The sequence below is a fragment of the Pseudomonas sp. HLG18 genome, from assembly GCF_051903985.1.
In the GTDB taxonomy this organism is placed as follows: Bacteria; Pseudomonadota; Gammaproteobacteria; order Pseudomonadales; family Pseudomonadaceae; genus Aquipseudomonas; species Aquipseudomonas fluorescens_BT.
In genome coordinates this window covers 1,748,467-1,766,730 of the sequence record NZ_CP195831.1, presented here as the reverse complement: position 1 = coordinate 1,766,730, position 18,264 = coordinate 1,748,467, and the positions used below count along the sequence as shown (strand labels likewise).

At 58.2% G+C, this 18,264-nt stretch carries 23 protein-coding genes; 1 reads left to right on the top strand and 22 read right to left on the bottom strand.

The window, feature by feature from the left end:
- Positions 1-256 precede the first annotated feature (256 nt).
- Together ACSPX5_RS08170 and ACSPX5_RS08165 are read right to left on the bottom strand one after the other, a co-directional pair.
- Complete coding sequence (locus tag ACSPX5_RS08170; RefSeq protein ID WP_439822015.1) at positions 257-859, bottom strand: tail assembly protein; 603 nt, start codon at positions 857-859, stop codon at positions 257-259.
- Positions 860-912: 53 nt separating this feature from the next.
- Complete coding sequence (locus ACSPX5_RS08165; protein ID WP_439821410.1) at positions 913-1,335, bottom strand: hypothetical protein; 423 nt, start codon at positions 1,333-1,335, stop codon at positions 913-915.
- Between the two features lie 229 nt (positions 1,336-1,564).
- Between ACSPX5_RS08165 and ACSPX5_RS08160 the strand changes: the two genes are divergently transcribed.
- Positions 1,565-2,611 carry a hypothetical protein gene (locus ACSPX5_RS08160; protein ID WP_439821409.1) on the top strand — a complete coding sequence of 349 codons (1,047 nt, stop codon included), beginning with the start codon at positions 1,565-1,567 and terminating at the stop codon, positions 2,609-2,611.
- Positions 2,612-2,681: 70 nt separating this feature from the next.
- Here ACSPX5_RS08160 and ACSPX5_RS08155 read toward each other — a convergent pair whose 3' ends face one another.
- The 20 genes from ACSPX5_RS08155 to ACSPX5_RS08060 all read right to left on the bottom strand — a co-directional run bounded on the left by ACSPX5_RS08155 (position 2,682) and on the right by ACSPX5_RS08060 (position 18,252).
- The gene (locus ACSPX5_RS08155; RefSeq protein ID WP_439821408.1) at positions 2,682-3,437 is read right to left on the bottom strand and encodes a C40 family peptidase; all 756 of its coding nucleotides are present in this window, start codon (positions 3,435-3,437) and stop codon (positions 2,682-2,684) included.
- 1 nt (position 3,438) lies between these two features.
- Complete coding sequence (locus tag ACSPX5_RS08150) at positions 3,439-4,188, bottom strand: phage minor tail protein L (protein ID WP_439821407.1); 750 nt, start codon at positions 4,186-4,188, stop codon at positions 3,439-3,441.
- 9 nt (positions 4,189-4,197) lie between these two features.
- A complete protein-coding gene (locus ACSPX5_RS08145) occupies positions 4,198-4,536 on the bottom strand; it encodes a phage tail protein (protein ID WP_439821406.1) in 339 nt (112 codons plus the stop codon).
- A complete protein-coding gene (locus tag ACSPX5_RS08140) occupies positions 4,536-7,586 on the bottom strand; it encodes a phage tail tape measure protein (RefSeq protein WP_439821405.1) in 3,051 nt (1,016 codons plus the stop codon). The genes ACSPX5_RS08145 and ACSPX5_RS08140 overlap by 1 nt, the downstream gene beginning before the upstream one ends.
- 27 nt (positions 7,587-7,613) lie before the next feature.
- Positions 7,614-7,883 carry a DUF1799 domain-containing protein gene (locus ACSPX5_RS08135; RefSeq protein ID WP_439822014.1) on the bottom strand — a complete coding sequence of 90 codons (270 nt, stop codon included), beginning with the start codon at positions 7,881-7,883 and terminating at the stop codon, positions 7,614-7,616.
- A 53-nt stretch (positions 7,884-7,936) separates the two neighbouring features.
- The gene (locus ACSPX5_RS08130) at positions 7,937-8,317 is read right to left on the bottom strand and encodes a phage tail assembly chaperone (RefSeq protein WP_439821404.1); all 381 of its coding nucleotides are present in this window, start codon (positions 8,315-8,317) and stop codon (positions 7,937-7,939) included.
- Positions 8,318-8,326: 9 nt separating this feature from the next.
- A complete protein-coding gene (locus ACSPX5_RS08125; protein ID WP_439821403.1) occupies positions 8,327-8,986 on the bottom strand; it encodes a phage tail protein in 660 nt (219 codons plus the stop codon).
- Positions 8,987-9,025: 39 nt separating this feature from the next.
- On the bottom strand, positions 9,026-9,454 hold the full coding sequence (locus ACSPX5_RS08120; RefSeq protein ID WP_439821402.1) for a phage tail terminator-like protein: 429 nt from the start codon (positions 9,452-9,454) through the stop codon (positions 9,026-9,028).
- Complete coding sequence (locus tag ACSPX5_RS08115) at positions 9,451-10,035, bottom strand: hypothetical protein (protein ID WP_439821401.1); 585 nt, start codon at positions 10,033-10,035, stop codon at positions 9,451-9,453. Before ACSPX5_RS08115 ends, ACSPX5_RS08120 begins: the two co-directional genes overlap by 4 nt.
- A 1-nt stretch (position 10,036) precedes the next feature.
- On the bottom strand, positions 10,037-10,426 hold the full coding sequence (locus tag ACSPX5_RS08110; RefSeq protein WP_439821400.1) for a hypothetical protein: 390 nt from the start codon (positions 10,424-10,426) through the stop codon (positions 10,037-10,039).
- Between the two features lie 2 nt (positions 10,427-10,428).
- Positions 10,429-10,806 carry a hypothetical protein gene (locus tag ACSPX5_RS08105; protein WP_439821399.1) on the bottom strand — a complete coding sequence of 126 codons (378 nt, stop codon included), beginning with the start codon at positions 10,804-10,806 and terminating at the stop codon, positions 10,429-10,431.
- Positions 10,807-10,816: 10 nt separating this feature from the next.
- Complete coding sequence (locus ACSPX5_RS08100) at positions 10,817-11,122, bottom strand: HeH/LEM domain-containing protein (protein ID WP_439821398.1); 306 nt, start codon at positions 11,120-11,122, stop codon at positions 10,817-10,819.
- A gap of 54 nt (positions 11,123-11,176) precedes the next feature.
- Complete coding sequence (locus tag ACSPX5_RS08095; RefSeq protein WP_103485001.1) at positions 11,177-12,154, bottom strand: major capsid protein; 978 nt, start codon at positions 12,152-12,154, stop codon at positions 11,177-11,179.
- Positions 12,155-12,157: 3 nt separating this feature from the next.
- Positions 12,158-12,931 (bottom strand): hypothetical protein, encoded by a 774-nt coding sequence (locus tag ACSPX5_RS08090; protein ID WP_439821397.1) that lies wholly within the window; start codon positions 12,929-12,931, stop codon positions 12,158-12,160.
- Positions 12,932-13,043: 112 nt separating this feature from the next.
- Positions 13,044-13,415 (bottom strand): hypothetical protein, encoded by a 372-nt coding sequence (locus ACSPX5_RS08085; RefSeq protein ID WP_439821396.1) that lies wholly within the window; start codon positions 13,413-13,415, stop codon positions 13,044-13,046.
- A gap of 73 nt (positions 13,416-13,488) precedes the next feature.
- Positions 13,489-13,983: a DnaT-like ssDNA-binding protein gene (locus ACSPX5_RS08080; protein WP_439821395.1), complete on the bottom strand. Its 495-nt coding sequence runs from the start codon at positions 13,981-13,983 to the stop codon at positions 13,489-13,491.
- A gap of 8 nt (positions 13,984-13,991) precedes the next feature.
- A complete protein-coding gene (locus ACSPX5_RS08075; protein WP_439821394.1) occupies positions 13,992-15,104 on the bottom strand; it encodes a minor capsid protein in 1,113 nt (370 codons plus the stop codon).
- On the bottom strand, positions 15,022-16,482 hold the full coding sequence (locus ACSPX5_RS08070; RefSeq protein WP_439821393.1) for a DUF4055 domain-containing protein: 1,461 nt from the start codon (positions 16,480-16,482) through the stop codon (positions 15,022-15,024). Before ACSPX5_RS08070 ends, ACSPX5_RS08075 begins: the two co-directional genes overlap by 83 nt.
- Positions 16,482-17,801, bottom strand: a complete 1,320-nt coding sequence (locus ACSPX5_RS08065; RefSeq protein WP_439821392.1) for a terminase — start codon at positions 17,799-17,801, stop codon at positions 16,482-16,484. The genes ACSPX5_RS08070 and ACSPX5_RS08065 overlap by 1 nt, the downstream gene beginning before the upstream one ends.
- Positions 17,776-18,252, bottom strand: coding sequence for a DUF2280 domain-containing protein (locus ACSPX5_RS08060; RefSeq protein WP_439821391.1), 477 nt, complete (start codon positions 18,250-18,252; stop codon positions 17,776-17,778). Before ACSPX5_RS08060 ends, ACSPX5_RS08065 begins: the two co-directional genes overlap by 26 nt.
- Positions 18,253-18,264: the final 12 nt, after the last annotated feature.

Here is an 18,264-nt window from a genome sequence, read left to right as displayed (position 1 = left end):
CATTACTGCCCGGATGACCTATCGATCATTTCCGGTTCAGGGTGTCTGTTTCCCGACAGTTTTTTGGCTCGGCGCTGGTGAGAATTTTCGATCTCAAACGCCAATAACTGTATTTCTGGAACGTATAAGGTTTAGTGGGCGACAATCCGGGTGATGTCGCTCGGGCTAAATTTTAGGCACAAAAAAAGCGCCTTTGGGGCGCCTGCTTACAACTTCGTCTACGTATCACAAATCTACTGACTTAAGCTCGGGGAAGTCAAGCCTTGTCCTCCGCCAGGATCGAGGCCGAGATGATCATCCCGCCCCACCGGCGTTCGCCGATGCAGATCGGAACCGGGTTACCACTGGCCGTGGTGTTCTTGGCGCTGCCGAAGGCGTAGGACGGGGCATTCTCGGGGGAGGCGCTTTGCTTCAGGCCTGAGGCTTGGGGACTGAGCATCTGGATCACGCCGCCGGCTACAAGGCCGATACCCGCGCCAATCAGTGGCGCACCAAATGGCGTGGTCGAAAGAAACGTACCGGCAACGATCAGGACAGCACCGACAATGGTTTGAATCAACCCAGCCTTCTTGCTTCCGTGGATGACCGGCACGATACGAATGTCGGTTGCGCCACCCAAGCCGAATTCCGCTTCGCCAACGTTCTTTCGATTGCGAAACACGGCGAAGCGCATGCCCAGCCGAGCAAGGCGCTGAATCTCCTCCTTGAACCCCTCAAGCGTCGCCTTCAATGCCCGGAAGGCTTCCCAGGTCTGGCCAGAATCCAATACTCGACGATGAACTCTGCCAAACTTGGCCGCAAGAGATCCGGACAGCTTGATCGTAGTCATCGGCTGATAGTGATCAACGCTCGATTGCATGACTTTCTCCAGACATAAAAAAACCGCCCGAAGGCGGCTGATTGCGAATTGATTCATTGATAATCGACATACGGTCCGAGAAAGAAGCCGCTCATGTCTCCACTGATTCGGTAGAGGCTTTCTTTGCCACTTTGCACATTGGCAGAAATCGTACGAATGGCTGCCCCGCCGCACAGTCCGGAGCCAGCGAGACCTGCTCCAATACTTGGATTCCCCGGCGGCAGGTAAAAGGAGGCGCGTTGACCAGTACCGATTTTCGCGGCCTTCCGGCCATCGACGTACACGACGATGTCACAACCAGATCCAACCATTCCCGAGTCCCGGACAACCGTTACCTTCCCGCTTTCGCCGGCTGGCTTGGTCTGAAACGCGTACAGCTCATCACGCGGCACCGGATCAGCCTGGCTAACCGGGATAGCTGACGATGCACACCCCGCCAACAGCGCTAACGAAACCGCTCCTACGATCAATTTCATGCAGGTCACTCGTGTGCAAATCGTCAACTCTACCACCGTGCCCCCTTGACACTGCAACCTCAGTTCGGATGATCGTAGAATAAATGGACTACTAACAGCTTTTCGGCTTACTGAGGCAAATAGACGCAAAACTCATTATTTTCTCGAAGCCGTGTTAGGTGAGGCGCGCGGAAATTAATGAAGATATGCTGCTCCAGCTTCATAACATTTGGTTAAGGAAAAAGAATTTATGGATTCTGTAGTAGGAAACCCAGCACGCAACTGTCTTGCAGCAGGTGTAGATGAATCAGACGTGCTTGAGGCGATAGCTAAATCAGGCTACCCACTGCAAACACGTGTGACTGAGACTCTCAGCTCAGAATTTTACATACAAGAAGAATGGTCATATAAGGATCGAGACAGTAGTGCATTACGGTCATTAGATATTCTAGCCAGCAAAAGGCTTGTTGACATTCACCACCCCCAACCAAAAGTAACGCCAGCTATAAATCTGTTAATCGAGTGCAAACAGTCAGATCTTCCTTTCATTTTTTTCGAATCAAACCACCCACCCGCTTTAAAATACTTTCCAACGATTGCAGGTTTAAAATCGGAGAGCATTGAGTTAATCACTGATGACGACCCGTCTACTTGGACCATATCTACGTTATCGGCGCTAGGGCTAGACAAGCACAAATTCATTTCGGACGCACCTATATCTAGCACATTTAGCAAGTGTGCTAGACGCTCAGGAAAATCATTGGAGCTATCTGGAGAAGAGTCCTACAACGGGATCGTTTTGCCTTTAATTAAGGCTGCAGCCCATTTCGAACACTCAAGATCTCCCCGTTCGACATATCAGTACTTTTCGGCAGGGCTAACCATTCCAATTGCTGTAGTAAACGCACCAATGGTACTCGTCAACTCAAAAAAACCAAATTCAACAGCAAAACTCTCTCCATGGGTTCGTGTTGCTCGCCATGAGTATGAAGGTGACTCTGACGATTGGCAGAAAGATCGTCTTTGGGCTATTGATGTCGTACACGAGGACTATTTAAGCGAATATCTTTCAAAGCATGCGATGCCATTTGCAGAAGAGTTTGCGAGACTTACATTAAAACACCCTGAAGAGCTGGCTTCCGGCAAGGGCTTCGTCCCGAGCCTAGGAAGAAGCGCTTTAAGGGATTGTTTAAGCCAACTTAAACCGAGAGCCCGTATATTGAGAGCACAGCGAGCAACGAGTATTTTAGTTCGAATCCTTAGCCTTCCATTTCAACTATGGAAAAGTCGCAATTAACACGCAACACATAAACACTTAACAAATTCAGTTCGAGATTAAATGACTTGATATAGAGGGACGTATGCCATCATAGAGCGTTCCGATGCCTCAAAACTAATCTGGTTTTGTTCAACCACGGCCCACCGAAAACGATGACCTCGGATGGCCTGCCATACAGGTGGTGCAGCAGGAACGGCCCTGGGCCGAACGTGGCGGCGTACTCACTAGGCAACGCCGGATCGGAGCCGAGGAAAATCCCGGCATGGTTTGGGTAAACCGTCCGCCCCACCTCCATCACGATCATGTCGCCGCGCTGCGGCTGGTCGACGCGGTAGAAGCCGGCGGCCTCGTAGTTCGCTTCGTACAGGCTGGGGTTTTCCTTGTTCTCCCACCAGCCGTCGGCCCGCTTGAAGGCTTCGAACTCCAACCCCCACTCGCGCTTGTACCAATCGGCGCAGACCTGCCAGCAGTCCCAGGCGCCGTGTACAAATGGGCGCTTGAGCAGCGGCACCTCACCGGTAGGCATGACAGTTCGCAGGTCGCCCTCGGGCCAGCTCAGGATGTGCCATGGCATGGCTGTCGCTTCGCACATGGCCAGGTCGCGCGGTGACGGGCGGCTGGTGGCGTCCGGATGCGAATGCACAACGCCGATCACCTCGCCGACATCCTCAGCCGCCGCGTACTCCTCTGGGTCGATTCGAAATTCCTCGTTCGGCTCAGTGGCGACGTTGCGGCACGGGTAGTACTGCTGTTTGCGGCCCACAGCCAGCAGCAGGCCGCAGCACTCTTTCGGGTACTCGGCCGCCGCGTGCGCCTGGATCGCGTTGAGAATGTGTTTGCGCATATCAGCTCCGTGCGATCAGCGAAACGGCCGGGAAGCCACCGAACGGCAGCGGGTTCCCATCGCCGAAGCGCGGGATGCAACCTTTGCCCAGGGTGGCATCACACTCGTCCAGTTCAGGGTTGTCCGTGACGACGCCGTCCTTGGTCACGTACGGTCCGGTGTAGCCACAGTTCGGCCCTCGGTAGCCGCCGGTGAGGCACCAGTGGCACAGCGTCGTAGCCTGCCGGCCGATGGACTCGTTACCGACGTCGCCCGGGCTGGCCAACTCCCAGCTCACATTCTCCCCGTCCTCGTTCGTTTTCTGGTCGATGTACCAGACCTCGATCGTCTCCTGTGTCGGATCTGCCGTTGGGTTGCCGGCCGGGAAGTTCACCGCGTCCAGATACGTGCCAAGCGTGTGACGCATCGTCAGCTTGAACTCGAGCAGATCCTCGAACGCCAGACAGAGCGCGGTGATGCGCCCATTGACGTTGCCGACCGACAGGGTTGGCCGCACGGCCGTGCCGTCGCCATTCGCCTCGATGCCCTCAATCTGCATCGGCCAGGCGCTGTACTCGTTGCCCTGCCAATAAATCGCCTTCGCCGGCAGCTGGTCCGCGTCGTCGCCGGCGGCGATCAGCTCGGCCGCCGTATGCGGTATCGCGTGCCCGTGGAAGCGCAGAACATCCGCGCCGTAGTCCGTGCCGTCCAATTCAAAGAGCAGCACTTCGCTGCCAGGCTCAAGCACCTGTATGTCACTGATCAGCGGCATGATCGCCCCTTATGGTTGGAATGCCCGCTCGAACGTGGCGGTGAGTTTGAAGACACCGCCGCCCATTGGTGTGGGAGCAGGATTTTTGCAGGTGAACAGGCCGAGCTCCCCAAGCGGTGTTGTCCAGAGAAACGCTTTCGCACCAGCGTGCCGATCGAGGAACGCCATAATCTCCAGTACCTTGGCCTTCTGGCCGGCAAAGGTGATCGGATAGGAGTCTTCTTTGTTGTTCGGACCGTCGCCGACGTTCTGCGCGTAGCCATTGCCGAACCTCGAGGAGCGCACCCGATAGTTGATATCGGGTGTTTCCCCGCGCTCGGTTGGCCAAGTGAATTTCTCGATGGCCATCAGGCCCTCCCATTTGCACGTCGGAAGCTGGCACCACCCGGCTGCCAAGAATCGGCCACGACTCTTTCTGCCACGGCTCGCATTTGTGTTTGGAGGTTTTTCGACAGGGCTTGCTGGTCGATCTGCATCCCTTCGGAGCTGCGATCCTCAGTGACCACCGTCACCGGTGCGCTGATGCTGATTGCAGTACCGGATCCGCCGCCGGCCGCGATGACGCCCAACTTGCCGCTGGAGGTCCTGGTTAGAGGCATGATTGCCTCCGGCCCCGCTTCGCCCATGACGCCAGACTGGCCTCCGGCCATCCCGAAGGCGGTCGGTGTGCTGACGATACTGTTGGTGAAGGCACCACCATTGGCAAACATCTGCACGCCGGATGACCACGCGCCGCCGAGGGCCTGAGGAAAGTAACTGCTGGAATATCCAGCCGAAGAAGCGCCGAGATTCGACGACGTTGCGCCAGCAGATCCAGCAGCCAGCCCATTACCGCCGCCACCGCCAGTGAAGTAGCTGGTTGCGGCACCGACCAAGCTGCTCAGCAACGCCGAGCTGGCTTGCCGAGTCGCGATCCGCGCCATGTCCGCCAGAATCGACTTGGTGAAGTCAGCAAACGACAGTTTCCCGGTCATGGCGAAGTTGACGATCGCGTCTTCCATCGAACTGAAGGCGTTGCCGAACAAGGTTTTCGTCTGGCCGGCAATATTGCTCGCCGAATCCAGATAATTGGCCCAGGCCGAGGTTGCGCCCTTGGTCCAATCACCCTGCGCCGCCTCCACATCCGCGTAGTTCTGCCGGATCTGGTCGGTGGCCGCCTTGTTCGCGTCGGCGAGCGCCCGCGACTTACGGGTGAACTCCTCCTCCGACATATTCCGCGACGGATCGGACTTCTGGTTTGCGAGCTCCAGCGACTGCTGAGCGAACCGGTCTTGCTGGCTGTTCAGCTCGTTGTTGAGCGCGTTCTGACGATCGCCCTGGCCGACGCCGAGAACGGCGCGCTGTCCCGCCAGTTCCAAAGCCCGCTGCTGCTGGGCCAGAGCCTGCACGTAGGTCGTGATCGACCGTTCTTGTCGAGCAAGGCGACCGGTCTCGTTCGTGGCCAGAACCTCAAGTTGGCTGTCAGCCTCCTTCTGCGCCTTGACCATCCCGGCTCGCGCATCGGCGATCTTCTGGTCGAGCTGAACGCTTTGCGCAGCAGAAGTGGTTTTCTTCGCCTTTGCGGCTTCAAGCGCGGCGATCTCGGCCTCATAGGCTGCGGTCACTTCATCGCGCTCGTTGCCGATCAGAGCTTCGCGCTTCAGGGCATAATCGGCTTGAGCAATGAGCCCGGCCTTCTGAGCCGCGTCCAGTTCCTTCTGGGCGTTTTTGTACTCCTCGCTGATGGCCGCCAGATTGTTTTTGGCGTTGTTGAAACCGGTCAGATCGACCTGGGTGCCAGCGGCTTTCGGATCCTTGAACTGGTCGTTGATGTTCGCCAGGTTCTTGTCGATCGCCGCCTGATTAAGGCGCGGATCGTTGGGTGCGACCTTGCGAATGTCTTCGAGTTGCCGCTTGTACTCCTTGATCGCGTCGGTGCGTTTTTGCTCGTTCGTCCATGCCGATTTGGTCAGGGCGTCGATTTTCGCCATCGACGAAACGGCATCGCCTTGGGCCTTTGCCTGCTCTCCCTGCCACTTGGCGATGTCGGCTTCCGCTGCCTTCTGATCCTCAAGCATGTTGAGACGATTCTGGTAGAGATCGATCATCTCCTGCTTGTTCTGGAACAAACCAACATTGCCAGACTGGGCCGATTCCAGATTGCGCCGAGCCTGCTCGATATCGGCGTTGATATCCGGTCGGCCGATGTTCTTCAGCCCATCAGCGGCACGCGCAACGGCGTTGTAGCCTTTCTCCCAGAAACTCAGGTTTTCCAGAATGCGTGGAGTGCGCTCGTTAATCGCATCAGCGTACTGCTCGGTCGCCAGTTTCACGGCGCCGGCATGGTCGCCCTGCTTCTCCAATGCGGCGATCTGCGAGTAAACCGACGCCGTCAGGTAGTGGTACTGCTCGTTCAGCGCAGCGGACGCCTTGACTGGGTCGTCGGCGAGCTTGGCGAACTCGGCCACCGTTTCGCTGATAGCCTTGCCAGTGGTTTCCTGCATCGACACGGCAGCCTGGGTGATTCCGGTGAAGCTCTCACCAGCGATCTTGCCGTTGTCGGCCAGCAACGCCAGCACGGCTGCGGCCTGGCCAGTGGTGCCAACCGTAGCGCTGACCTGGCGAGCCATGTCACCCAACTGTCCGGCGCTCACACCGGCATAGTTGCCGGTCAGGATCAGCGATTTGTTGTAGCTATCCTGCTCCTCGCTGCCCTTGTAGAAGGCGTATGCCAGCCCACCAACCGCCGCAGTAGCGAGCGCGATTGGCGCAAGCATCGCGAGCAACCCAGCAGCACCGGCGCCTGCACCGGCGCCCAACTGAGCAACCGCACGGACGCCACTGCCCCAGTCACCTGAGGACAAAGCATTTCCCAGTTGCACGACGTTTTCCTGCGCCTGACGGGTGCCGAGGCGCAGCTTGTCGAAGCCTGTGGTGGTTTTGTTGAGCTTGTCGTAGTCCTTGTCGATCTTGCTCAGGGCGGCGTTGTACTCGTCCTGGCTGATCCGGCCGGCATCCAGGTGTTTACCCAGTTGCTCGACCTGAGTGTCCAGTTTAGCCAGCGCGGCGCGGGCCGGGTCAATGGCACCCAGCAGGCTATTGAGCGCCTTCTGCTCATCCATGGCCGACTTGGCTAGAGCGACCTGCTGCTTATCGAGCTGTGCCGAGATCTTCGCGGCCTCAGCCTCGCCGTAGGCACCGGTTTTGGTCAGCTTTGCCAGCGCATCACGCTGCTTCGCGAGGTCCTGCGTGGTCTTGGCGCTGGTCGAGAGCGATTTCTCCAGCGCCTGCATTTCGTTCATCAGCGAAACGGCGGACTGTTCTGCTCGACCGCCAGCTTTCGCCATATCGTCCAGGCTGGTTTTTGCCTCGATTGCATCTGCCGAGTCGATCTTGATGCCGAGTTCGGAAATGTTCATCGACTCACCTTGAATAAGTGCCCGTGCTTACGGGCTGTTTTCCCTTTCCTCCGCCATGACGCGCAGGGCTTCGCCTTCCAGCACCTGCAGGTCAGGAAAGATTTCAGCGAGTTTCTTTTTCTTGATGCCGAGGAAGCCGGCTACGTCGCGGATGCAGTTGTAATCGAGGCCGATGGCGCCCCCGGCGCCGACCCGCCATTGCGTGGACATTCGGTTGAACAGGAGGAAGGCCGGCCAGTTGCAAGGCCAAACCTCAACCCCTTCATCCGATAGGTCGGCAGCCGTGAGCCCGAGAATCGCCAACTGCTCAGCAGATGGGCCACTTTCGTATAACACCCTGGCTGCCGCCGTCAGTTTCCCAAGCGGGCCTGATTAAATGCGCTCTGATAGGCACTCACCACTGCCTCAGCGGTGCCCTGGCAAGACTTCACAAGGGCAATGATGCTCTTGTCGTCGAACTTGTCATCGAACGCCCAGCCAGCGACCAGATCCTTGATCTGCTGAACCTGATATTCGGTTTCAGCAGCAACGACATCCGACAACGTGGTGCCTTCCCCGAATCCCTCGCGCATTTCTTTCGCCTTCAAATTCCATTCGTCGAACAGAGCGGCGAGTGCCGGGCGATCCCGATACTTGAAAGTGAATTCGATTGCCTCGGGCTCACACCCAACGATGGGGATGTGCACGAGAGCCTTGAACGTAGGGTTCTGGGCGATCCTGATCTTTGCCATGGGAAATCCTTATGCGCCGGCCAGATAGCGTAGAGAGCGAGCCGAAAGCCCGATACTGATGGTGCGAGTCATGACATTGTTTCGCTCCATCGTCGGATCTGGAGTGATGCTCACATAACCCGGGTAGAGGATCTGATCACCGTTGCGCAACTTCATGCGTACGACGGCCAGCTCTTTGGTGTCGTCGAAGCCTTCGACAGTCTCGACGTACTGAGCGGTTGGCTGATCCTCGACCACAATGGTAATCGTGGTTGGGTTGCGGTTCGTTGGAAACTGCTTGTCATCGTCATCCTCCAGGTAACCGACGGTTTGGTACTGCTGCTCACCACCGGAGGATGTGAAAGAAGTGACTTTCGAGATTTGCGTCCATCCGGACACCGGGATCACAGAGCCAGAACCTGCACCGACAGTGAATTTGTCGGTGTTGGTGGTATTGAGACCGGCCAACGCAAAAGCATCGGCGGTAACGCCGGACGCCTTCACTGCGCGGTCATTGATCAGCGCCCAACCGGAGTTGATCAGCAAAACATCGCCGTTTTCGATGTCGTGGCCAATGGAGGCCGCTACCGGCGGCTTCGCATTGGTCAAAGCAGTGAAAGGGACGGCGGATCCCATGATGCTGGCGATCTCCAGCACAGCGCCGTTCGGCAGCGGAAAGCGTGCGGCCATGGTGTGTTTCCTCTTGAGTGCCCGCCTGACGGCGGTAGGTTATGCCCCAGCGGGCGGTTGGTCTGCGACACCTGCGTAGGTGAAGCTTGTCGGGACCGTATAGGTCGCCGACTCTGTGATAGTTGGTCCTTGATCTACCGGCTCAGTGATGAGGCCATCGAACCCGTTGCGGGCCAGCGGCGTGTCTACGCGAAAGAGCCGTGTCAGCTCCTCAACAAGCGTCTCTGCGGTGGCCATGGCCTGGGCAGATGGACAGACGATGCTGATCTGATAAACGCCGGTGTACTCGTAGGCGTCGCCGCCGAGATAGCGGCAGGTGGTACTGGCTGGTAGCTGGAAGGCCCGCAGATAGGTTTCAGATGGATTCGGTGTAAATGGCTGATTCGAGTAGGCCACTCGTATAGGACGCGCAGCCGACCAACCGGCCAGCTTCGTTTCGATGGCCTGACGAGCGCGTGCGTGACTCATACCTGATTGTTCCTGATGGCCTCCTGCACGATCTGCTGGAAGCGAGCCACAGTTACCCTGACCATGCCGCTCGGGGCTTGGGTCGAGTGTCCGAACTCCAGCGGGATCGCGTAAGGCAAGTTGTTGATGAGGTAGACCATCTGGCCAGCGGTGAAGTCGCTGATGGCGGCGACCATGGCCGCGACAGTCTCGGCGCCGCTCGGGTCCACCTCGTCGAAAGTAACGTTTTCGACCACACCGATGGATAGATGCCAGTTCGCACGGAACCGGCCGCCGACGTAGCCTTCAGGCGCCTTGATGTCCATGCCGTCGTTGAGCTTGCGGCCCTTCTTGAGCCTGCCGCCCTTCGTGAGGTTGGCCGGGTCACTGCGCAAAGCGCTGTTGTGGTCGTCGACGGCCTTGTTGTACTCGGCCGCAATCGCGTTCTGCGCCCAGATCTCCGGGTTACCCACTGGAGACATGCGGATCAGGCTACTGCCGACCTCGATGATGATCTCGCGCACACTGGCGTCGATGGCTTCGCTGGTCTGGGCGGCGAACTCGGCCAAGCTCAGGGCGAAGCTGCCGGTTTGAGTCGCCATGTCATTTCCTCAGCTGTGCCGTCCACGTTGCATCAGCTGGGTCGGCGGAGACGTTCATCACCCGCAGCTCGTTGACGATATCGCCAATGGCTGGGGCAGCTGGTACCGCAGTCGGCACGCCCGCCTCCGAAACGAATAGTTCGTTTTGCAGCACCAGCAACTTCTTGTCGGTGGTCTGGATCAAGGAGCCGTCGATTTCTTTGGCCAGGTAGGCGCCAAATACTCCACGACCGCCGTAGGTGGTGATGACTACGGGCGCACCGCCCAGGTCAGTGTCATACTCGCCCACAACCTTGCGCACACCTCTCACTGGCTTCACCGCGTCGGCAAGTCCATCAGGATCATCGAACGCCTCAGCCATTTCAGCCTGGATCTCTTCGCGCATGCCCATGATCAGGTCCTCTTGAGCATCATTACGCCGGAGCGCTTGGTCCACGGATCGAGCAGCGCCAGAGCGAAATTCACGCCAGCCGACTGATCAGTAGAGCCCGCCACGTAGGTCTTGCTTACAGAAGTTCCGGACTGCGCCGATACCGTCTTGCTCTGCACTTCCTTCTGCGTGGACGTGTACAGCTTGCCCGCCGCCGCCTCTTTGGCGACCTGAGCGCCGGCTGTTTTGATCTCGGCTGGGACCGGATCTGGAACAGCCCGCTTGATCTTGGTCGTGAGCCAGGCGTTGGCCATGGTCACGGCAAGGACCGGATCACCGGTGCCGGCCCAGCCAGGACCGAGCTGAGCGTCAACATTGGCGACGGTGATGAAGTCAGTCATGTGCTTGTCCTTATTCCGCTGGCACCAAGGCCTGCAGGTCTTCTTTCTTGGCGGTCGGATCGAAGGCGATGCCCTTCTCGGTCAGCCATTCTTTCAGCTGGGGAACCTTCATTTTCAGAGGGTCAGTTTCCGGGGCTTCCTGCTCAATGCCGTCGGACACCTTGATTCCAGCTGCTTGGTAGGCATCGACGATATCCGGGGCATCGCCATCGACGACCACCTCGGTAGCGGAGCCGATGACACCGAAGAATTCGCTCAGCAGGCGGTAGCACACACCGCGTTCTTTGCCCGGCGTGTCCGTGTAGATCACTTTCATAAGTCACCTCAAAAGCATCCCGGCGCCATATGGGCGCCAGGTTGTGTGGCCGAGTTACGGCGTAGTGGTACCGCTGATCACGGCGGCGAATGGGACCTGCTTGCGGCTGAACACGCGCTGCCAGTTGGCTGCGGCGGCGTATTGGGTCGCGGTCGGACTGGCGTTCTGGGCTTCAGAACCCTTCCAGCTGAAACCAGCAGGCTGGAGGATGTAGGTCTTCCGCTCCCACAGCACTTCAGCACCGCCGCCGTTGCCGCCACCTGGCTTACGCTCCAGCTCGACCGGCACCTTCGGGGCACCTTCGCCGTAACCGAAAGCGCCCTGGCCGAAGAACACAGACAGGTATTTGCCAGCGCCATAGACCAGACCGTCATCCATGAACACCGGCTTGCCCAGATAGGTGGCCAGGATGATCTTGCCGTCGGAGTCGCGCAGGTACTCGATCAGGTCTTGCTTGACCATCTGGTTCATCACGACCGAGTGCACGCCGATCGCGCCGAACTGATCAGCAGCATCGCCCGCCGTGAACGCTGCGTCCTGGAAAGCGTTGGCGTTGATGGTTGCGCCAGCGTCAATAACCATGTCACCGCCGTTATTGGCGATGTTCGAGGCGATGATGCCGCGAGCGGCACCGAGGGTGTAGCGCTGCCATTGGCGAGTCCAGTAGGTGCCGAAGCGGTTGCGGATCTGCTGCTGTGGTTCGGTGTTGGCCAGCTCCGCAGTCAGATCGGTTACGCCGTAGCCTTTGTTGAGATACAGGACTCGAGCACGCATGCTGTCCTGCTCGACCTTGCCGACTTCACCTTGGTCATTCGGGTCATCGTTGCTGATGTTCGGAGCTTCATCAGCGTTGAGATCCTGCCAATAGCTGATCTCAGCGGTGCCTTGACTGCCGGAGGCGATCGCATCCAGCACAGGCGAGCGAGTCACAATGCCCGACTCGTAAACAGCGGTCTTTTCCGGGCTGTTAACCGGCGCCAGCGAGGCGTAGTAGTCGCCGACGAAGATGTCGGTCAGTTGGGTAGTTGCCATGGATTAGGTTCCTTTGGTGGCCTGGAGTTTTTTGAATGCGTCGGGGTTGTCTCGAGCCAGCGCGGCGCGCTCCTGCTCGGTGTACTCGCCCCATTTCTTCGTGGCCTTGCCACCTTGATCGCCGGTCGGACCGGCACCCTGAGCCCTTGGCCACAGGTGTGTTGCTGTTTCGCGCAGCGATTCCGCCCATTCGAGCGGCGACAGCGGGGTTTTCCCGTCCTTCCCGTAAACGACCTCGCCGTCACGGTCGGTGGCAATTGCTTCGCCGTCTTCACTGAGTTTGAAAGTGCCCCTGGCGCGCAAGATGATGTCCTCAGCAGCTTCGGGGAGTGCGCCGGCCTTGATGGCGGCAGCGCGGATGGAGTCGGCCAGCACCTTGTCGCTGTACTTGGCGGCGAATGCTTCGGCCTTGTCTGCGCGCTCATTGGCCGCTTTGATTTGCCTCTCGGAATCGGTGCGCAGGCGTTCGGTGCGGCGATTGATCACCTCATCGAGCTTTCCCTCGGCGATCAGCTTTGTTTCTTCGTCCTGACCGACCTTGGCGAGCAATCCTTTCACCGCGTCGATATCCAGGCCTTCAAACTGACCTTTCAGCTTGTCCAGTTCGGTTTTGATGGTCCGATTGGAGCCCAGCAATTCCTGATTCTTGGACTTGAGCCCGTTTACTTCCTTGTCCAGATACTCCTGAACCTTTCCGCCAAGCGCCTCCTGGAGGGCTGCGGCCTGAGTTGCGTCGAGGGTGAGGCCAGCGGCGGCCGGGTCAAATTCAAATGGCATGGGTATCCCCTTGGGACTTGGTTGGCCCGCCTGGCGGGCATAAAAAAACCCCGGCATGGCCGAGGTTTTGGTTTTGAAGGTATTTACAAAGAGATTGAGCGGAAAGTCCTGATCAGAGATTGTCTAGATCGTAATCACAAGTGGACACCGAAATAGAGGGTCCATTTTCTGGATCAACTGATTTGAAAGCTTTAGCAAATTTTACAAGCTCATCATCTTTGAGCTCTATTGGACTATCGACAGCTATCTTGTCTTGCGGCAAAACACCAACGGTCTGAGCTCTCTCTGTGCCCGGTACGTGATGCACATGTATGCGTACAGCTTCATCCTCACTGACAAGCTCATACCTTATGTCGCCACCAGCAGGACGTTCCAACGGCTTTAGGTCATAGCCAGGCGTTTTTTTTAATGACTCCAGCAGCTCTTCCTCACTACCAGCGCAAATGCTGACGGAGCGCATGTAGTAACCAACTTCCTTTTTCATGCCTAAATCCTATACTCGAAGCCAATAGCGGCGAAAAGACACTAGCATGGGAGAGCACTCAAAGCAGCCAGATTTAGTCTTTGCATGAGACGATCGACAACCCTCGCATCACAAGATAGTCAGCGAACTGCGTCCTGCTCGGGGCATATGGCGGCGGGCGCATGCGCAATCCGGGCGTACCACGGTTCAACCGTGTGCGCCGACCGTTTGGTTCGGTGCAATGGGTGGGCTCTTCGATCTGGAAGCCCTGCTCGGCGGCGTACAACTCGACCGCCAGCCGTACTTGACCCCATTCGATTTCAAAGGGCACAAATGTGTCGGAGAGCGTCTGGAATTCGATCTTGCAGTCACGCCGTGGCCAAGCCATGGCCTGATCGGGCTTAGCTTTGCTGCCTTTCCATTGACGTGCGTTGATATCAGCTGCAGCGCGCAGCAGCAGTTCGACCTGCTCAGCCTCAGCTTCAGGTATCCGGAATCCGTAGTAGTCGCGGTAGAAGGTCAGCTTCTCCAGCGGCACGAAGCTATTCGCGTCTGGCCTGCCCTTCCCGTCCTCAACGAGGATCTGCATGTGCCATCTCAACTTGTTTGAGTGCCGAGTGTAACTCCTGCCCGAGTGAACATGTCAGGCTCCACATCTTTCAGTTGGGGCAGGGTCAGCGGCTTGAACGACTTGTCGAGCTGTAGCTTGGCAAACTTCTCAGGCGTCAGACCACCATCGCGGAATAACTTGGCCCGCACCGGTCCGAGTGCATGGTCTTGGAAGCTGGCGGGTTGAGTTGCCAGCCACTCGTAATAGTTCAGGCTGGCATCGACCTGCGCCCCGCCATTCTCGCCCACCGAAGCGCGCGTGGCATCCTTGGCGAACAGCTCCGAAAGCCTGGTCGTCGGCACCGTGGTCGACCGGCAGTTGATGTGCGCCGGCGGCAACGGCCCTTTACCCAAGTCGAAGCGCATGCCGTCCAGCCCTTTACATTGCTGCGAGGTTTTGCGGTCCAGCGTAGACACCCAGCGGTAGCCCAGAACCACGTCACTGTTGGCCTTCAGCGTTTCCATTCGCGCCGTCGTGGCCACGTGCTGGATTGCGGTCTGCACCACGGACGCAGCGTTGCGATTGCTCACCGCCAAGATGCCGTCCGTGAAGTTCTGAGCTGCGGTGCCGCGAATCGCCTGAATGATCTGGGCATTGGTCTGGCCCTGGCCGAAGCCGAGCCGGATTGTGTTCGTGACTCGCATCGTCTCCGTGCGCGTCCAGCCGCTGACGAAGCTCTTCAGCAGCTTGCCGCCGTCGATGCCTTTCACCTGCAGCGGATAGGAGAACACCGCCGCGCGGATCACAGTGTTGGTCGGTACCACTGCGTCGATGGAGAGCGCATTGCTCAAGCTCTTGGCTTCGAAAGTCGATTCATACAGCGCGATATCGACCAGATCGGCTTGAACAAGATCACCGTAGGCCTTGTAGATCTCCAGCAGCTTGCGATCGACTCGGGCCAGAAACTGCTCAAGACGATCCCGGCTGTAGGTGGTCAGCTCCTTGCGGGTCAATTGCTCGCGTACCAGTTTGTCGATCTGGCGCAGATACTTCTCGAACTTTTTGACCTCGCCAGCCTTAAGCCGCTCCAACATTACCGAGTGACGGGTCGTCTGCTCCAACAGTTGGCTGTCCGCCTGCGCCTGACTGGTCGTTGGCATCTTCTTTGTCCAGGTTGATGCCAGCCGACTCGCGCTCATCGCTGATCAGGTCGGCTTCATCTTCATATGGGCGATCCGGCAGTTTGCCGGTGGTGAGGTACTGCCAATAGGTGTCGGCGCTGATCGTGCCGGCCATTACGCCTTTGAGTAGCTCAGCAAGCACCTGAGCATCGACCACAGGGGTCACAAACTCAGGGTTCACCTTAAACTTGACCTGCTTGGGGTCGTAGCCCTTCCAATCAGCTGCGTACCGCAGTCCCTGCTCCACCGCTTCCGCCACTGTGACGACAATGCTGTGCAGCGTGGCGTGTTGATCGTTCTGGCGTGTCTTGCGCGCTTCGCCCGACTCAATCCCGCCAACATCCATGACTTTGGCACCGGCTTCAAGCGCGGCGTTCTTCTGGTTATCCATGGCCTTGCGAACTGCCTCGACGCCGGCACCCTGGAACTCCAGATAGCCGCACTGTCCGTTGGGCCCAAGATCCCACGCCGCCGATGGCCCCGTCACACTGAGCTCTACGGAGTCATCGAGGCCGGACACCCACGGCTGCGGATGACTGGTTTGGTGCAGCGCAGTGAAGTAATCGGCACTTAGCTGGTACGATTTCAATGCGGCCCGCGCCATGGTCAGCAGCGGCACCTCATCGACATCCGGGGAATTGTCGGTCGAACCGCAATAAATCACCGGCAGGTATGTCAGCCCCTTCACCAGACGGTTGTCGGTACCAGTGGTTCCGAGAGGCTTCTCGTCCTCCACGAGCTCACCACCCTCATTACGCACTGCGGTGTAACAGGTATCGCCTTGCATGAAGAACTCACGGAAAACCGTGTCGCAGTCGTGGCTGTAACGATCGCCGCCCTTCTTGCGAAACTCGCGGAACACCGAAAGGACTAGATCCTGCCGGCCGCCTTGATCAGCAGTGTCCCAGTTGATGGCGTTGCGCGTGGCATACGTCGAGAAATACGGCTCGCCGCGATCATCGATATTCACCACCAGCGGTACCCGGCCATGCGAGATAGCCTGGCGCACCATGCGGAAGAACAGCTGCTTCAGACCGAAGCCGTCCGCCGTGGCGTTGTCCTCCAGTCCTTTCAGGCCGCCGGGCAGTTCGATCTCAGGAATCAACCGAGACACCAATCCCATCATCGAGCGAAGCGAGTCACGCACCCAGTGTTCGTACTGAGCGCGTGCCGTGTAGTTCGCGTAAAGGTACTTGTTGCTGGCAGCGTCGAGTTTTTCGGCCTCGACCATGCCGCTCGGTTTGGGCAGGTTGCGCTCATTGCGCTTCACGGCGCACTCACCCTCGAGCGCGTCGTCCATCATCTCCCACTCAGCGATGTGCGCGTCGTAGTCGGGGTTTGTCGATTGCACTGGCATCAGGCCAAGCCTCCAATTCGGCGAGTTCCGCCTGTGCGTGTTTTGATCGGGTACCGCTTGGCAATGAAATAGCCGGGCGCATCCACTAGGTGGTCATATCCGGACTTCTTGTCGGGCTCGCCCTTATCCGTGTAGATCTGGCGTTCCAGGCACTGCGTGTATTTCGGACACTGGTCGACATTGACCAGGTACCGGTGCTCGCCATACGTGTTGGCGAACATCGAGCACATGGCGTTGATCCGGTCTTTCACTGCCGGGTTGGTCGAGTCCACCACCACGGTGAAGCCGGCCTTCCTGAGCAGCGACAGATCTGATTCGCTCGCACTTTTGCTGCTGGTGTTCTGGCCGCTGGCGTCCGGGTAGATCGCAATGCTGTGGTCGGGGAAGCGCAGCTTGATCTTCTCGATCATCTCGGGCGTGTCCCGCACATCTGAGAATTCGCTGAGCGCCAGTGGCAAATCATCGCGAATCACGTGCACGACGGCCGCCATCTTCATAACGTTGAAGTCCATGCCAATATGCAGTGCCTCACCACGCTTGATGGTCTCGCTGGTACGGTTCGCCTCACGATTGAACGTGTAATAGACGACACCCGCGTAGTTCTCAAAGCTGGCCTCGTATTCCTGTCGAAAGGTTCGAGGATCCATCTTGCGACAGGCTGCTTCAAGCTCTTCAGCCGGGACGTTGCCGCCATCGAGCGAGGTGTATAGCCAGCTCTTGTGATCAGGCTCATGACCCGGACGTCCGTCCTGAAACGTGTCGTAGCAGTGGTTGAAGCCCTTTGGCGTACCGATGCGCAGTGCATGTCCACCCTTCCGAGCCCCCGCACCGGGAATCGTGTACTGACAGGTTGAAAGCATCGGCCGCAGGACTTCTTCCCAAGCCTCCCATGGGCAGTCCGCCCATTCATCCACTAGGACGAAGAACAGTCCAGAGCCGCGCAGGTTGTCGTAGTTGTCGAGGCCAACCACACGCATGACGTGGCCGGACTTGAGCGTGATCGAGCATTCAGTCTCGTTCGGGCGGTGTGCGCGCCATGCTTCGGGGATCGCCTGTTTCAAGCGACGCCAGAAAACGCGCTTTGCTTGTTTGAACGTGGGTGCGCCATACCAGATCTCATCCTCAACGCTAACTCCCCACTCAGCAGCAAGTCGCGCGGCCCGCCGCATCTCGGCCTTGCCCAGGAACGTTTTGCCGAACCGTCGACCACACACCGCATCGCGGAAGCGCGCCTCAGGCTGGAAGCCCCAGCAGTAAATATTCGCCTGTTTCGGCGTCAGCTTTACCGGCGGATCAAAGGTACGGGGAAGCGGGGACATTCTCATCAGGCTCCAGGGTGTACTCAGCAACTGCGTGCTGCTGGTCCGCCTGGGATCCCAGGGGCTTATCGGGTTCGATCTTGCGATTGACGTACATGTCGCCACACTCCTTGGCAGCTTGCTCGTAAAGCTGAGCGGTCAAAGCCAGGTTGCGCATGCTCTCGGCCTTCTCGGCCATTCGCCCCAAGCCGCGCAAACGGTAGGCGCGGTTGGCGATAGGAATCTCGGCAGTGTCCTCTCGAAAGCGCTTTCGGGTGTCTTCGAACACCGTTCTCCACTTCACCCCAAGATCACGTCCGGCGTACTTCGTCGGGTCATAGAGCTCGCACTGCTGGCGAGTCACTTCAAGCCCGAATGTTTCCTTGACCGCCGTCACGACCTGCGTTGGCGTATCAAAACAGGCCAGCGCCTGCACAATGAAGCGCTTCACCTCATCTTTCAGGGCTGCCATATGGGTTTATTC

Coding starts and splice junctions, on each gene's coding strand:
- ACSPX5_RS08115 (WP_439821401.1), bottom strand. CDS start 10,035: ATGGCGACTCAAACCGGCAGCTTCGCCCTGAGCTTGGCCGAGTTCGCC.
- ACSPX5_RS08145 (WP_439821406.1), bottom strand. CDS start 4,536: ATGGCCATCGAGAAATTCACTTGGCCAACCGAGCGCGGGGAAACACCC.
- ACSPX5_RS08120 (WP_439821402.1), bottom strand. CDS start 9,454: ATGAGTCACGCACGCGCTCGTCAGGCCATCGAAACGAAGCTGGCCGGT.
- ACSPX5_RS08075 (WP_439821394.1), bottom strand. CDS start 15,104: ATGCCAACGACCAGTCAGGCGCAGGCGGACAGCCAACTGTTGGAGCAG.
- ACSPX5_RS08130 (WP_439821404.1), bottom strand. CDS start 8,317: ATGGCAAAGATCAGGATCGCCCAGAACCCTACGTTCAAGGCTCTCGTG.
- ACSPX5_RS08090 (WP_439821397.1), bottom strand. CDS start 12,931: ATGCCATTTGAATTTGACCCGGCCGCCGCTGGCCTCACCCTCGACGCA.
- ACSPX5_RS08155 (WP_439821408.1), bottom strand. CDS start 3,437: ATGCGCAAACACATTCTCAACGCGATCCAGGCGCACGCGGCGGCCGAG.
- ACSPX5_RS08070 (WP_439821393.1), bottom strand. CDS start 16,482: ATGCCAGTGCAATCGACAAACCCCGACTACGACGCGCACATCGCTGAG.
- ACSPX5_RS08085 (WP_439821396.1), bottom strand. CDS start 13,415: ATGAAAAAGGAAGTTGGTTACTACATGCGCTCCGTCAGCATTTGCGCT.
- ACSPX5_RS08150 (WP_439821407.1), bottom strand. CDS start 4,188: ATGCCGCTGATCAGTGACATACAGGTGCTTGAGCCTGGCAGCGAAGTG.
- ACSPX5_RS08105 (WP_439821399.1), bottom strand. CDS start 10,806: ATGACTGACTTCATCACCGTCGCCAATGTTGACGCTCAGCTCGGTCCT.
- ACSPX5_RS08125 (WP_439821403.1), bottom strand. CDS start 8,986: ATGGCCGCACGCTTTCCGCTGCCGAACGGCGCTGTGCTGGAGATCGCC.
- ACSPX5_RS08080 (WP_439821395.1), bottom strand. CDS start 13,983: ATGCAGATCCTCGTTGAGGACGGGAAGGGCAGGCCAGACGCGAATAGC.
- ACSPX5_RS08170 (WP_439822015.1), bottom strand. CDS start 859: ATGCAATCGAGCGTTGATCACTATCAGCCGATGACTACGATCAAGCTG.
- ACSPX5_RS08140 (WP_439821405.1), bottom strand. CDS start 7,586: ATGAACATTTCCGAACTCGGCATCAAGATCGACTCGGCAGATGCAATC.
- ACSPX5_RS08160 (WP_439821409.1), top strand. CDS start 1,565: ATGGATTCTGTAGTAGGAAACCCAGCACGCAACTGTCTTGCAGCAGGT.
- ACSPX5_RS08060 (WP_439821391.1), bottom strand. CDS start 18,252: ATGGCAGCCCTGAAAGATGAGGTGAAGCGCTTCATTGTGCAGGCGCTG.
- ACSPX5_RS08065 (WP_439821392.1), bottom strand. CDS start 17,801: ATGTCCCCGCTTCCCCGTACCTTTGATCCGCCGGTAAAGCTGACGCCG.
- ACSPX5_RS08100 (WP_439821398.1), bottom strand. CDS start 11,122: ATGAAAGTGATCTACACGGACACGCCGGGCAAAGAACGCGGTGTGTGC.
- ACSPX5_RS08110 (WP_439821400.1), bottom strand. CDS start 10,426: ATGGGCATGCGCGAAGAGATCCAGGCTGAAATGGCTGAGGCGTTCGAT.
- ACSPX5_RS08165 (WP_439821410.1), bottom strand. CDS start 1,335: ATGAAATTGATCGTAGGAGCGGTTTCGTTAGCGCTGTTGGCGGGGTGT.
- ACSPX5_RS08095 (WP_103485001.1), bottom strand. CDS start 12,154: ATGGCAACTACCCAACTGACCGACATCTTCGTCGGCGACTACTACGCC.